The organism is Allobosea sp. RCC_152_1 (genome assembly GCF_041360765.1).
GTDB lineage: Bacteria > Pseudomonadota > Alphaproteobacteria > Rhizobiales > Beijerinckiaceae > Allobosea > Allobosea spartocytisi.
Genome location: NZ_JBFUPU010000001.1, coordinates 654,102 through 666,818, shown reverse-complemented (window position 1 = coordinate 666,818; position 12,717 = coordinate 654,102). Strand labels below are relative to the sequence as shown.

The 12,717-nt window shown below is 67.0% G+C and carries 12 protein-coding genes and 2 tRNA genes; 10 read left to right on the top strand and 4 right to left on the bottom strand.

Annotated elements, in window-relative coordinates; translation table 11 throughout:
• Positions 1-17 precede the first annotated feature (17 nt).
• The 3 genes from AB6806_RS03105 (at position 18) to AB6806_RS03095 (ending at position 1,119) form a co-directional block, all read left to right on the top strand.
• Positions 18-278, top strand: a complete 261-nt coding sequence (locus AB6806_RS03105; protein ID WP_038368457.1) for a hypothetical protein — start codon at positions 18-20, stop codon at positions 276-278.
• Between the two features lie 143 nt (positions 279-421).
• Complete coding sequence (locus AB6806_RS03100) at positions 422-739, top strand: hypothetical protein (RefSeq protein ID WP_162719947.1); 318 nt, start codon at positions 422-424, stop codon at positions 737-739.
• A gap of 304 nt (positions 740-1,043) precedes the next feature.
• A tRNA-Phe gene (locus AB6806_RS03095) sits at positions 1,044-1,119 on the top strand.
• A 243-nt stretch (positions 1,120-1,362) separates the two neighbouring features.
• On the opposite strand, the gene AB6806_RS03090 is transcribed toward AB6806_RS03095, so the two are convergent.
• Together AB6806_RS03090 and hmgA are read right to left on the bottom strand one after the other, a co-directional pair.
• A tRNA-Gln gene (locus tag AB6806_RS03090) sits at positions 1,363-1,436 on the bottom strand.
• A 243-nt stretch (positions 1,437-1,679) separates the two neighbouring features.
• Positions 1,680-3,053 carry a homogentisate 1,2-dioxygenase gene (gene hmgA / locus AB6806_RS03085; RefSeq protein ID WP_370954086.1) on the bottom strand — a complete coding sequence of 458 codons (1,374 nt, stop codon included), beginning with the start codon at positions 3,051-3,053 and terminating at the stop codon, positions 1,680-1,682.
• Positions 3,054-3,210: 157 nt separating this feature from the next.
• Between hmgA and AB6806_RS03080 the strand changes: the two genes are divergently transcribed.
• Entirely contained in the window at positions 3,211-3,666 is a 456-nt protein-coding gene (locus AB6806_RS03080; RefSeq protein ID WP_370954085.1) for a MarR family winged helix-turn-helix transcriptional regulator, read from the top strand.
• Between the two features lie 198 nt (positions 3,667-3,864).
• On the opposite strand, the gene glpK is transcribed toward AB6806_RS03080, so the two are convergent.
• Complete coding sequence (gene glpK / locus AB6806_RS03075) at positions 3,865-5,367, bottom strand: glycerol kinase GlpK (protein ID WP_113255045.1); 1,503 nt, start codon at positions 5,365-5,367, stop codon at positions 3,865-3,867.
• A gap of 321 nt (positions 5,368-5,688) precedes the next feature.
• Here glpK and AB6806_RS03070 point away from each other — a divergent pair, with 321 nt between their 5' ends.
• The 3 genes from AB6806_RS03070 (at position 5,689) to AB6806_RS03060 (ending at position 8,300) form a co-directional block, all read left to right on the top strand.
• On the top strand, positions 5,689-6,807 hold the full coding sequence (locus AB6806_RS03070; RefSeq protein WP_113255043.1) for a Ppx/GppA phosphatase family protein: 1,119 nt from the start codon (positions 5,689-5,691) through the stop codon (positions 6,805-6,807).
• Between the two features lie 12 nt (positions 6,808-6,819).
• Positions 6,820-7,557 (top strand): RlmE family RNA methyltransferase, encoded by a 738-nt coding sequence (locus tag AB6806_RS03065; RefSeq protein WP_038368472.1) that lies wholly within the window; start codon positions 6,820-6,822, stop codon positions 7,555-7,557.
• 65 nt (positions 7,558-7,622) lie between these two features.
• Positions 7,623-8,300, top strand: a complete 678-nt coding sequence (locus AB6806_RS03060) for a hypothetical protein (protein ID WP_142020585.1) — start codon at positions 7,623-7,625, stop codon at positions 8,298-8,300.
• Between the two features lie 84 nt (positions 8,301-8,384).
• Here the strand turns inward: AB6806_RS03060 and AB6806_RS03055 are convergent, their stop codons facing one another.
• The gene (locus tag AB6806_RS03055) at positions 8,385-9,824 is read right to left on the bottom strand and encodes a DHA2 family efflux MFS transporter permease subunit (protein ID WP_112761785.1); all 1,440 of its coding nucleotides are present in this window, start codon (positions 9,822-9,824) and stop codon (positions 8,385-8,387) included.
• A 273-nt stretch (positions 9,825-10,097) separates the two neighbouring features.
• Here AB6806_RS03055 and AB6806_RS03050 point away from each other — a divergent pair, with 273 nt between their 5' ends.
• The 3 genes from AB6806_RS03050 (at position 10,098) to AB6806_RS03040 (ending at position 12,584) form a co-directional block, all read left to right on the top strand.
• Positions 10,098-10,424, top strand: a complete 327-nt coding sequence (locus AB6806_RS03050) for a hypothetical protein (protein WP_038368481.1) — start codon at positions 10,098-10,100, stop codon at positions 10,422-10,424.
• A 185-nt stretch (positions 10,425-10,609) separates the two neighbouring features.
• Positions 10,610-12,103: an IMP dehydrogenase gene (gene guaB, locus AB6806_RS03045; protein ID WP_113255041.1), complete on the top strand. Its 1,494-nt coding sequence runs from the start codon at positions 10,610-10,612 to the stop codon at positions 12,101-12,103.
• A gap of 70 nt (positions 12,104-12,173) precedes the next feature.
• Positions 12,174-12,584, top strand: coding sequence for an MAPEG family protein (locus AB6806_RS03040; protein WP_142020584.1), 411 nt, complete (start codon positions 12,174-12,176; stop codon positions 12,582-12,584).
• Positions 12,585-12,717 lie beyond the last annotated feature (133 nt).

The following is a 12,717-nucleotide window of genomic DNA, read 5'->3' as shown; positions in this document are numbered from 1 at the left end:
GGCCAGGAAAGCCGGCGATGAAAGATCAGCCGCATCAGCAGCCGACCCTTGCCGAAAGCGCCCGTCGGCGTCAGCATCGCGGCATGAAGCTGCTGCTCGTCCTGGGGATCGCCATCAGCTGCGGCCTGGCGATCTGGATGGCGCTGGATGGCAATGCCGTGATGGCCTTGCCGCTGGTCGTGGTCGTCGCGGCTCTGGTCAGGACCTTGGTGCGTTCTCTCAGTGGCCAGCAATTCCGGCCTGCCGATACACCGATCGAGCAGGATACGGAGGAGTGAGAACCGCCACCTTCCGCTGAGACATGTAGCACTCCCTCACGTAGACGCCTGCGTAACCACGATGCGATGACCATGCTGCCTTCGATCCTGTTCGGAGATAGTCTTTCTCAGATCGGAGACCTCACCTCGCTCCCGAGAAGAACATGGTTGAATCGGCAGAATTCCGGCCTTTCGACGACATCGAAACGCTGCGAAGCGACGTCCTGAAAGCCGGCGTGCTGAACGCCAAGGCGCTGCAGGCAAGCGCCGAGAACCATGTCGCGAATCTCGGCTGCGTCCTGCCGCCCTCGCCGGAGCTCGACGAGGCCTCGTTTCAGACGCTCACCAGCATCATCGCCTTCGCGCGGTCGCTCTATGGCCAGGCCCCGATCGCCGAATTGGAAGCGGCCCGGCGGCAGGCCCTGGCAAGCATCGACCGGCTGGCGCAGCTCCTCGCCCGGGCGAGGCCGGAGCACGCCTGACCCGATCAGGTCGAATCAACCGGATCGCACCCAGCTCTCCAGCATCGGCCCGACAGCGGAATCCCCTCTTCGAAACCCTCCGATGCGATGTGACATCCATCGATCACCATCGTCGCGTCCGGCAGGACGGAGGGCGATCGAGCGATGGCAGCGGCGCCATAGGCCCTTAAACGCGCCTCTTGGCGGCCTATCGCGGGACATGACGAGGCGAGTTGTAGAAAGCCGGCTGAAGTGACTGGACAGGCTTGGCGCCAGCCTCTATATCGCCCCGACCAACACGGAAGGCGCCGCGCGCCACCGGGGCGCCCAGGTAGCTCAGTTGGTAGAGCATGCGACTGAAAATCGCAGTGTCGGTGGTTCGATTCCGCCCCTGGGCACCATTCTTCCGCTAAGCGGTCGATCAGCCAGAGAAATCAGCAAGATCAAAGGCCTGAAGATTACCGTACGATGCGACGGGTAATCCGAATGGTCTTTCGATGACGCGTCCGTTCAAGCATCCCAAGACAGGCGCTCATCGGTTTCCTTCCCAGAGGATGGACACCAAAATGCACCGCCGCTGGGCTACGGGAGCGACCTCTACTCTCTGTCGATGGTTGAGCTTGTTTTGCGGCGCCACCGAGAAGTGGCTGGGGGACTAGGATTCGAACCTAGACAACCAGAGTCAGAGTCTGGGGTCCTACCGTTAGACGATCCCCCAACGGCGCGGCCTGTGCGTTCGCGTTGGTGAGCGGCGGTCTAATCAATGCTTCTCGCCTTGGCAAGAGCAGAAATGCGCAAGAGCGGTGGAAGCTCTCATGATGTGATGACGCCGCCATGTCACGGCACCATCGTCCAGCTCCCCCTTGCGCGCTCGGACGCAACGCCCTCGCCACGCCCGCCGCCCGCATATCGCGCGAGCCCCCCCTTGAACCCGCAAGCAGCAGGAACTGGCCGCGAGAGATCAGGGTCTGGTCGGATCGAAGTGCTTCGTCAGCTTGTGGCCATAGCCGCCATAGTCGCTCTGCAGCGCCTCCGTCCGCGCGGCGAAGGCCGTGACAGCTTGAGGAAAGCGCGTCTCGAACATGAAGGCGAGCGTGCCCTCGAGCTTGTGCGGCTTCAGCTCGACATTGGAGGCCCTCTCGAAAGCGTCGACATCGGGGCCGTGCGGCAGCATCGAATTATGCAGCGAGATGCCACCGGGCACGAAGCCGCCGCCCGTCTTGGCGTCGTAGACGCCATAGACCAGCCCCATGAACTCGCTCATCACGTTCATGTGGTACCAGGGGGGACGGAAGGTGTTCTCCGCCACCAGCCAGCGATCGGAGAAGACGACGAAGTCGACATTGGCGGTGCCGGGCGTCTCCGAAGGCGAGGTCAGTACCGTGAAGATCGAGGGGTCGGCGTGGTCGTAGAGCACCGGGCCGACCGGCGAGAAGCGCCTGAGATCGTATTTGTAGGGCGCGTAATTGCCGTGCCAGGCGACGACGTCGAGCGGCGAATGCGCGATCTCGGCAACCCAGAGGTTGCCGCCCCATTTCACATAGATCTTCGAGGGCGTGTCGCGGTCCTCATAGGCCGCGACGGGGGTGAGGAAATCGCGCGGATTGGCGAGGCAGTTCGCGCCGATCGGCCCGCGTTCCGGCAAGGTGAAGGCGCCGCCATAGTTCTCGCAGATATAGCCGCGGGCCGGGCCGTCGCGGAGCTCGACGCGGATCTTCACGCCGCGTGGGATCACCGCGATCTCGCCCGGCTCGATGTCGATGATGCCGAACTCGGTCCAGAGCCTGAGGCTGCCCTGCTGCGGCACGAAGAGCATCTCGCCATCGGCATTGTAGAAATACGCGTCCACCATCGAGCGGGTGATCAGATAGACATGCGCGCCCATGCCGCCGAGGCTGCCGGCATCGCCCGCCGTGGTCATGCTGCGGATGCCCTCGATGAAGGAGAGCGGCTCTGCGGGAATCGGGAGCGGGCTCCAGCGCAGCGGCGCGATCGGCATGTCGACCTCGCGGGCCGGCGCCGTGCGCCAGAGCCCGGCGTCGACCTTCCGGAACGTATTCCAATGCGCCACGGTCGGCCGAATGCGGTAGAGCCAGGAGCGCTCATTGGTGGTGCGCGGCGCGGTGAAGGGCGAGCCGGAGAGCTGCTCGGCATAGAGGCCATAGGCGCATTTCTGCGGCGAATTGCGCCCGAGCGGCAGGGCGCCCGGCAGAGCCTCCGTCTCGAAGCCGTTGCCGAAACCGGACATGTAGCCGGTCGCGATCGCGCTCCGGAGCTTGCCGTCATTCGTCTTGCCGTCGTCTGTCTTGGCGCCGCCCGGTTTCTGAACGTTCATGATCTGGAGCCTTTCCGCGGCCGCGCCCGGCCCGCGCCGGCCGCACACCAAACTGCCCTGCCCCCGCAAGCCGGTCGAAACGCGCGGCGCGCCAGGGAGCGCGGACGCGCCACAGGATAGTTGCTTTGGTAACTGTCCATTTTGTAACTAACAAGGCATGGCCACTCTCGCCCTCGAAAGCTTCCTGCCCTATCGCCTCAACCGGCTCGCTTCGGTGGTTTCGCTGAAATTCCGTGCGGTCTACGGCCCGCATCACGATCTGACCGTGCCGGAATGGCGCGTGCTGGCAACGCTCGCGCAATTCGGGACGATGACCGCGAAGGCCATCGGTGCCCATTCGGCCATGCACAAGACCAAGGTCAGCCGGGCCGTGCGGGCGCTGGAGGAGCGGCGCTGGCTGGTGCGTAGCCGGAGCGAGCTCGATCGTCGCGAGGAAGGCCTCATGCTCACGGCCGCAGGCCTGCGCAGCTATGCCGAGATCGTGCCGCGCGCACTCGCCTTCGAGGCTGCTCTCCTGGCCGAGCTCGGCCCGCATGCCGCGCCCCTGCTCACGGCTCTCAAGCGGATGGAGGCCGGTCTCCTCGATGACGCGCCACGTCCCGAGCGACGGTGACAGCCGCGCGCTTGCCTTCCGAAGTTCCATGGAAGGCTCTTCGAGCGTTTGCTGCATTTCCACGGAAACGCGGGTCATCCCGGACGGAGCGAAGCGGAGATCCAGGATCCATGCCTGAGCCTTCTTTGGAAGCGCTCCGGCATGGATCCCGGGTCAGGCCGGGATGACCGAGGTTGTTCCGTGCGAAATCGGCAGGCTCTATGCGTCGCTCAGCGTCCGCCGCACGGCGTCGCGCCAGCCGGCGACCTTGCGCGTGCGCTGGCTCGCCGCCATCGCCGGCAGGAAGCGCCGCTCCAGCCGCCAGAGATCGGCGAAGCGATCTGGCTCGGGCAGCAGCCCGGCATCGAGCCCGGCGAGATAGGCCGCGCCCAGCGCCGTCGTCTCCAGCACGGTCGGACGGTCGACGGGCAGGTCGAGAATGTCGGCGAGACGCTGCATCGTCCAGTCGGAGGCGACCATGCCGCCATCGACGCGCAGGACCGAGCGGCCGCCCTGCCCGGCTTCGGGCCAGTCGGCATGCATAGCCTCGATCAGGTCGAGCGTCTGGTAGCAGACGCTTTCCAGCGTGGCCCGGGCGAACTCGCGCGGCCCGGTGCCGCGCGTCAGCCCGAACAGGGCGCCGCGCGCATTGGCATCCCAATGCGGGGCGCCGAGCCCGACGAAGGCCGGCACGAGATAGACGTCCTGCGCCGGGTCGGCCGCTTCCGCGAGCGGGCCGGTGTCGCTCGCCTTCTCGATGATGCCGAGACCGTCGCGCAGCCATTGCACCGCGGCGCCCGCGATGAAGATCGAGCCTTCCAGCGCGTAGGCGCGTTTGCCGCCGAGCTGGTAGGCGATGGTGCCGAGCAGCCGGTTCCTGGAGCGGACCGGCGTGTCGCCGGTGTTGAGCAGCGCGAAGCAGCCCGTGCCGTAGGTCGACTTGACCATGCCCGGATCGAAGCAAGCCTGCCCGATCGTCGCGGCCTGCTGGTCGCCGGCGATGCCGCGCACCGCAACCGGCCCGCCGAACAGCTCCGGCGCGGTGTCGCCGAAATAGGCCGCGCAATCACGGACCTCCGGCAGGATCGCCTCGGGAATGTCGAGCAGCGCGAGCAGGTCCTTGTCCCAGACGCCACGGCCGATATCGAACAGCATGGTGCGCGCCGCATTGGTCGCGTCGGTCGCATGCACCGCACCGCCCGTCAGCCGCCAGAGCAGGAAGGAATCGACGGTGCCGAAGGCGAGCTCGCCCGCTTCCGCACGGCGGCGGGCACCGGGAACATTATCGAGCAGCCAGGCGATCTTGGTGCCGGAGAAATAGGGGTCGATGCGCAGGCCGGTGCGGCTGGCGACGAGCTCCTCGTGGCCGGCGGCGACGAGCTGCGCGCAGGCATCGGCGGTGCGCCTGTCCTGCCAGACGATGGCGCGGTGGATTGCCCTGCCCGTCTGGCGGTCCCAGATCAGCGTGGTCTCGCGCTGGTTGGTGATGCCGATTCCGGCGATGTCCCGCGCGCCGAGCCCGGCCTTGGCGAGAGCCTCGCGCGCTGTCTCAAGCACGGTGTCCCAGATATCCTCCGGCTCGTGCTCGACCCAGCCGGAGGCTGGAAAATGCTGCGGGAACTCCCTTTGCGCGCTGGCCACCGGAGCGAGCGAAGCATCGAACAGGATCGCCCGCGAAGAGGTCGTGCCCTGGTCGATCGCGAGGAGATGTCTGGCGGCCATGCTCTGCTTCCTGCCCTGTCCCATGAGCATCGGACCGAAAAGCGGAATCCCCTTTCCGGAAGAAGCCGATGCGATAACCCATCCCGCGCTCTGCGGCGCAGCGGGCGGAGACTTGCCGAAGCCGCGGCTTCCGCGCAAGGGCATCGCCCGGATTTCGGCTCCCGGCCTTCCGCGCGAGGGCCTGTTTGCCTGTCCTCGTGGCAAGGTTCTGCTTGGCACGCGGCTTGCGCTGTAGTTAGCTTGCTGACGAAGCAAATGGCTGCGCCTTGCGCGGCCCCTGCCGGATCGCTTCATGCGGGTGCGGCAGGTCGGGGGATTGGAATGGCGGCGGTCGAGGACCGGCAGCAGGGAGGCGTCGCATCCGCGGCGCCGCCACATCGACATGACGCCGATCCGCTCAGGGCCGGCGGCGCCGCCGTTGGTGCCACCGCCCGTCCCCATAACGGACATCGGCTCTTCCCCGCGCCCGCGACCTATGCGGCGCTCGATCTCGGCACGAACAATTGCCGGCTGCTGATCGCCCGCCCGGCCCAGCACGGTTTCCGGGTCGTCGACGCCTTCTCGCGGATCGTGCGCCTGGGCGAAGGGCTGGCGGCGAGCAGCCGCCTCGGCGATGCCGCCATGGACCGGGCCGTCGAGGCGCTGAAGATCTGCCGGGGCAAGATGGCGAATCGCGGCGTCACCCGCGCCCGGCTCGTCACCACGGAAGCCTGCCGCGCCGCCACGAACGGGCTCGACTTCGTCCGCCGCGTCGCGGCCGAGGCCGAATTGGCGCTGGAGATCATCGACCAGCGTACCGAGGCCTCCCTGGCCGTCTCGGGCTGCGCCGCGCTGGCGGACCCGGCGGCCGAAGGGGTCATCGTCTTCGACATCGGCGGCGGCTCCACCGAGATCGTCTGGCTCGGCAATCGCAGCGAGGCGCGCGACCCCGCCGCCCGAATCCGCGAATGGGCCTCGCTGCCGATCGGCGTCGTCACGGTGGCGGAACGCTATGGCGGCGTCGAGGTCAGCCGCGAGCTGTTCGAGCGCATGGTCGATGATTGCGCGCAGGCGCTCGAGCCCTTCGTGAAGCGGGCCGCGCCCGCCCGTCAGGCGCGCGCCTTCCATCTGCTCGGCACCTCCGGCACGGTCACCACCGTCGCCGGCATCCATCTCGGCCTGCTCCGCTACGACCGGCGCGAGGTCGACGGGCTGTGGATGCGCCAGGACGATATCCTCGCGGTCATCGACCGGCTGATCGCGATGGACTATGCCGCACGAGCAGCGAATGCCTGCATCGGCCGCGAGCGCGCCGATCTCGTGCTGGCCGGCTGTGCGATCTTCGAGGCGATCCGCCGCGCCTTTCCGAGCGAGCGGGTCCGGATCGCCGATCGCGGCCTGCGCGAAGGCATCCTGCTGCGGATGATGCATGAGGATCGCGCCTGGTGGCGGCGCAGATAGGCTTGGACGGCGATGAGCAGCGGAAAATCGGGAGGCGGCGCCGGTGGCAAGGCGTCGGCAGGTGCGCGCGACATGCGCGTCAAGGTCAAGAAGGCCGGCAAGCTCAAGCATTCCTCGCAGCTCTGGCTCGAGCGCCAGCTCAACGACCCTTATGTGAAGCGGGCGAGAGAGCTGGGCTATCGCTCACGCGCGGCCTTCAAGCTCGAGGAGATGGACGACCGCTACAAATTCCTCAAAACCGGCCAGCGCCTGGTCGATCTCGGCTGCGCGCCGGGCGGCTGGTGCCAGATCGCGGCCAAGCGCATCGGGCTGGAACAGGGCAAGGGCTATATCGTCGGCATCGACCTGCTGCCGGTCGACCCGATCCCGGCCGTCGACCTGATCCAGATGGATTTCATGGCCGAGGAGGCCCCGGCCCTGCTGACCGAACGGCTTGGCGGACGGGCCGACGGCGTGATGTCGGACATGGCCGCCAACACCACCGGCCACAAGAAGACCGACCACCTCAAGATCATCGCGCTGGCCGAGGCTGCGCTCGAATTCGCGCATGACGTGCTGGCACCGGGCGGCTTCTTCCTCGCCAAGCTGTTCCAGGGTGGCGACAGCGCCGAACTGCTCGCGGGCCTGAAGCGCGACTTCACGCTCGTGCGCAACGTCAAGCCGGCGGCCAGCCGCGCCGATTCCTCGGAGCTCTACGTGCTGGCGACGGGGTACAGGCGCAAGCCGGATGCGGCCGAGACGGCCGTTTGAGAATCGGCAGAGATGTCCCTGGCCGCAACCCAGCATCGCCGCATCCGAGCGCCGAGATCTCCGAGATGACCAAGACGCGTCTGGTTTCGATTCTTTCAACCCTTGCCGTTCTCGTCCTCGGATCCTTGCCTGCACAGGCCTCCGACCGGACACCCGAGCAAGTGGCGGAGCTCTATTACCGTGCCTGGCTCAACTACGACCGCGCCGCTGCCGTTCAGCTCAACACGGCGCTGCGCCCGGAAACCGGCGGACGGGATCTCGTCGATCTCGGGATGATCGCCGATCCCGTCGCATGGCAACTCAGGCGAATCGCAAGCTTGAGCGCTCGGGGAGACCCGTCGGCCCCCGAGATCAGACGGCTGATGGCGACATTCATCATCGCCGGAAGCAAACGCGTCCGCTGCCGGGCCGTCGGCAGCGAAATCGGTGCCCAGCCTGCGGGCGAGCGCTTTCGCGCGACCGTCAAGCTTGAATGCGCCGTGCCGGATGCCGTGGCGGGTTTGCGCCAGACGAAGGAGCACGAGCAAGGGCGGTCGAACATGGTCAATCCCTCCCCGCGCCTGCTGAAGGGCGTCATCGAGGCCTTCGAGAGAGCTCCGCTGACACGCCGGGTTTCGACGGAGATGGATGTGACCGCGGGGTCGGCGAAACAACGCTGGATGCCGGATACGAGCCGCAGCGGCATGGATCAGGTGACCGGCGCCATCGCGCGCCAGATCGGGGAAGCCGGCCTCGGCCCGTAGACCGCACGTTCCGAGCCAAGCCTCGCGCCCGGAAAACCACCCCAAGACGGGATATGATCGCGGCTTTAGCGAGATCGCAGCCGCTCAATCCAGCGGCTTCTGCTCGGCGATCGCCTCGGCCGTCAGCTTGCGCTTGCTGACCGGCGCGTGGCCGGAGACCTCGGCGCCGGCATCGGGCGCGAGCTGCGCCATCCAGAGCGCCGAGGAGGCCGAAATCAGCCCGACGATGACGAAGGCTGGCCAGAAATCGCCGGCCGCGAGCGCCTTGCCGCCGTTGAAGGCGTTGGCCGCCTCCAGCGCGAAAGCGCCGATCGTCACGCCCATGCTGAGCGACAATTGCTGCGCGACGCTGGACAGGCTGGTCGCGCTCGACATCTCACGGTTGGAGACGTCGGAATAGCTCAGCGCGTTGATGCCGGTGAACTGCAGCGAGCGGAAGCAGCCGCCGATCAGCAGGACCGACAGCATGATCGCGTGCGGCGTCGTCGGGGTGAAGAGGCCGGAGGCCGCGAGGAAGGCGGAGCCGACGAGCGCGTTGAAGATCAGCACGCGCCGGAAGCCGTATTGCGCCAGGATGGTCCGCGCCAGCGTCTTCATGATCATCGCGCCGGCGGCCGAAGCGAAGGTGATCAGGCCCGATTGCAGCGGATCGAGCCCGAAGCCGAGCTGCAGCATCAGCGGCAGCAGGAAGGGGATCGCGCCGATGCCGGTGCGGAAGATCGAGCCGCCGACGACGCCGATGCGGAAGGTCGGGATGCGGAAGAGCGCGAGGTCGAGGACCGGGTAAGGCACGCGGCGCGCATGGAACCAGTAGGCGACGAGCGCCGCCGCCCCGCCCAGCACGCAGCCATAGGAAATATATTCCGGCACCATGTGCCGGCCGCCGGTCGCCAGCCCGAGCATCAGCGCGGCGAAGCCGAAAGCCGAGAGGACGAAGCCGCGCACATCGAGCGGCGCCACGTCCTCCTCCCGGATGTCCTCGAAGAAGATGCTCGACAGCACGATGCCGATGAGGCCGATCGGGATGTTGATGAAGAAGATCCAGCGCCAGTCGAAATAGGTGGTGATGAAGCCGCCGAGCGGCGGGCCGACCACGGGCCCGACCAGCGCCGGGACGGTGAGATAGGCGAGCGCGCTGACCATCTCGGCCTTGCTGACGCTGCGCAGGATCACGAGGCGCCCGACCGGCACCATCATCGCCCCGCCCATGCCCTGGATGAAGCGCGCGCCGACGAAGGCGGCGAGCGAATTCGACACCGCGCAGAGCACCGAGCCGAGCATGAAGATGCAGAGCGCCGCGCGGAACACGCTGCGGGCGCCGAACTTGTCCGCCATCCAGCCGGAGATCGGGATGAAGACCGCGAGACTGACGAGATAGGAGGTCAGCGCCAGCTTCAGCGCGATCGGATCCTCCCCCAGCGACTTCGCGATCATCGGCAGCGAGGTGGCGATGACGGTGGAGTCGGTGTTCTCCATGAACAGGGCGCAGGCGACGATCAGGGGAAGCAGTTTGGCGCGTTGCAAGGTCCGAACCTCCGCGCCGGCACGAAACCGGCGCGCTTGAAATCATAAGCTCGGCTATTAACGCGACAATTCGCCCGTGACGAGGTCGAAATCACGGTTTTGGTCGCCCCTTGCGCGCCTCCGCTATGCCCTGAGATTATAACCCGGCACCGAACACAATGCCGCCATGCGTTTTTCGCCCTGCAACAAGACCCGGCACCGCCCCACCTCAAGATTCGTTCGGCTAAGCCGAACCGTCGCGAGGGGCGCGCGTCGCTGACCTTGGAGGCTGACATGTTCGATATTTCAAGAATTTCCCCCGTTCTCCGTCGTAACCGCTCGAGCCTGCGCCTTGCGGCTCTCGGCGCGCTGGCAGGCCTGGCCTATGGCATGGCGGTGCCCGCGCCCGCTTCCGCAGCCCCCTCGGACTGGCGCGGCGGCTGCCAGGACAAGGCTGCGCCGCAGGGCTATGGCGAGATGATCCGGTATAACAACTGCGTGAGGCAGAGGGACTGCCAGCAACTCGCCAATGCAACGGGCACCACGGTCTTCGCGGCCGGTTGTTTCTGGGTCTCGCCCGAGGCGCCGGTGGCGTCCGATTTCCGCCGGCCGGCACGCTGAATCCGGCCCCGGCAAACGACAAAGCGGCACGGCCATGCGCCGGTGCCGCTTCTGCACTGCAAAATAAATTGGCACGCGCTCTAGCGGACCAGCCGGACGCGTGCTAACGGGCCTCGTCAACTCGGCCATGGGCGCATCTGCCCGGCCCCTTAGAAAAGCCGGCTCGGCCGGCGTCGGAGTTGACGATGACGCTTTCCCTCGACGGTCTGATTCGTGACGGCCTCACCTTCGACGACGTGCTCCTGGAGCCGGGTCCGTCGGAGGTCATGCCGGCCGATGTCGACATCCGCACGCAGCTCACCCGCTCGATCTCGCTGAACCTGCCGATCATCGCCTCGGCGATGGACACGGTCACCGAGGCCCGCATGGCGATCGCCATGGCGCAGGCCGGCGGGCTGGGCGTCATCCATCGCAATCTCGAGGCCGACCAGCAGGCCGCGCAGGTCCGCCTCGTCAAGAAGTTCGAATCGGGCATGATCGCGAACCCGATCACGATCCACCCCGACGAGACGCTGGCCGATGCGCTGGCGCTGATGAAGCAGAACGGCATCTCCGGCATCCCGGTCGTCGAGCGCGGGCCGCAAGGCCACAAGGGCAAGCTCGTCGGCATCCTGACCAACCGCGACGTCCGCTTCGCCGCCAACCCGGACCAGCCGGTTTCCGAGCTGATGACCAAGGAGCGGCTCATCACCGTCCGCGAGGGCGTGAACCAGGAAGAGGCGCGCCGCCTGCTCCACCAGTTCCGCATCGAGAAGCTGCTCGTCGTCGACGATCACTTTCGCTGCATCGGCCTGATCACCGTCAAGGACATGGAGAAGCAGGTCGCCCATCCCCACGCCGCGAAGGATTCGCAGGGCCGCCTGCTCGTCGCCGCCGCGACCACGACCGGCGAGCAGGGCTTCGAGCGCTCGGAGATGCTGATCGACGCCGGCGTCGACCTCATCGTCGTCGACACCGCCCACGGCCATTCGGCCAAGGTGCTCGACGCGGTCAGCCGCGTGAAGAAGCTCTCCAACGCCGTGCAGGTCATCGCCGGCAACGTCGCCACCGCCGGCGGCGCCCAGGCGCTGATCGACGCCGGCGCCGACGCGATCAAGGTCGGCATCGGGCCGGGCTCGATCTGCACCACCCGCATCGTTGCGGGTGTCGGCGTGCCCCAGCTCACCGCGATCATGGACGCGGCCTCGGCAGGGGTGAAGGCCGGCGTTCCGATCATCGCCGATGGCGGCATCAAATATTCGGGCGACCTCGCCAAGGCGCTCGCGGCCGGCGCCTCCTGCGCCATGGTCGGCTCGCTGCTCGCCGGCACCGACGAGACGCCGGGCGACACCTTCCTCTACCAGGGCCGCTCCTACAAATCCTATCGCGGCATGGGCTCGGTCGGCGCCATGGCGCGCGGCTCGGCGGATCGCTACTTCCAGCAGGACATCAAGGATTCGCTGAAGCTGGTGCCCGAGGGCATCGAGGGCCAGGTCGCCTATAAGGGCCCGGTCTCGGGCGTTCTGCATCAGCTCGCCGGGGGCCTGCGCGCCGCGATGGGCTATGTCGGCGGCAAGGATCTGGCGGATTACCAGGCCAAGGCGCGCTTCATCCGCATCACCAGCGCCGGCCTGCGCGAGAGCCATGTCCACGACGTGACGATCGTGCGCGAGAGCCCGAACTACCCGACCCGCTCTTGAGCCTTTCGCGCCTTCGTGCAGTCTGGCTCGCCCGGACGAGCCGGACTGTGACGAAGGCGGAGAGCAACACATGGCCCTGAAGCTGGTCTACCCGGCGCTCGCGATGATCTTCTGGATCTTCGTGGTCGGCGTCATCCTGTGCATTCGCCGCAAGAACGCCTTCACCTCGGGCGAGGTCCGGCCCGACGAGGTCTCGGTTTCGACCGAGCGCTACCCCGTCCCGGCCCGCCTCGCCTCGGCAAACTTCTCGAACCAGTTCGAGCTGCCGGTCGTCTTCTTCGCGCTGATCATGCTGGCGATTCAGGTCGCGGCGACGAGCTATGTCATGGCGGCGCTGGCCTGGCTGTTCGTCGCCTCCCGCGTCGTCCACACCCTCATCCATATCGGCCCGAACCAGCTGCCGCTGCGCGGCGCGGTCTATGGCGTGGGCGCCATCGCGCTGCTGTGCATGTGGGCCGGCGTGCTGGTGGCGGTGCTCTGAGAGGCGGCGCCCGGCCGTGCTGTCGCGGCCGATCCGTTAAGCATTCCCGCGATTTACCATGAATTCTTCAGACGGCGACGTTGAGTCTTAACAAAAGGTAAACTACACAAATCGCGCGGCGGACGGTGAAACA

What these genes read in the sequence shown, in the direction of transcription:
- hmgA (WP_370954086.1), bottom strand. Translation starts at nt 3,053, where the DNA reads ATGAACGTTCAGAAACCGGGCGGCGCCAAGACAGACGACGGCAAGACG.
- AB6806_RS03100 (WP_162719947.1), top strand. Translation starts at nt 422, where the DNA reads ATGGTTGAATCGGCAGAATTCCGGCCTTTCGACGACATCGAAACGCTG.
- glpK (WP_113255045.1), bottom strand. Translation starts at nt 5,367, where the DNA reads ATGGCCGCCAGACATCTCCTCGCGATCGACCAGGGCACGACCTCTTCG.
- guaB (WP_113255041.1), top strand. Translation starts at nt 10,610, where the DNA reads ATGACGCTTTCCCTCGACGGTCTGATTCGTGACGGCCTCACCTTCGAC.
- AB6806_RS03060 (WP_142020585.1), top strand. Translation starts at nt 7,623, where the DNA reads ATGACCAAGACGCGTCTGGTTTCGATTCTTTCAACCCTTGCCGTTCTC.
- AB6806_RS03065 (WP_038368472.1), top strand. Translation starts at nt 6,820, where the DNA reads ATGAGCAGCGGAAAATCGGGAGGCGGCGCCGGTGGCAAGGCGTCGGCA.
- AB6806_RS03040 (WP_142020584.1), top strand. Translation starts at nt 12,174, where the DNA reads ATGGCCCTGAAGCTGGTCTACCCGGCGCTCGCGATGATCTTCTGGATC.
- AB6806_RS03080 (WP_370954085.1), top strand. Translation starts at nt 3,211, where the DNA reads ATGGCCACTCTCGCCCTCGAAAGCTTCCTGCCCTATCGCCTCAACCGG.
- AB6806_RS03050 (WP_038368481.1), top strand. Translation starts at nt 10,098, where the DNA reads ATGTTCGATATTTCAAGAATTTCCCCCGTTCTCCGTCGTAACCGCTCG.
- AB6806_RS03070 (WP_113255043.1), top strand. Translation starts at nt 5,689, where the DNA reads ATGGCGGCGGTCGAGGACCGGCAGCAGGGAGGCGTCGCATCCGCGGCG.
- AB6806_RS03105 (WP_038368457.1), top strand. Translation starts at nt 18, where the DNA reads ATGAAAGATCAGCCGCATCAGCAGCCGACCCTTGCCGAAAGCGCCCGT.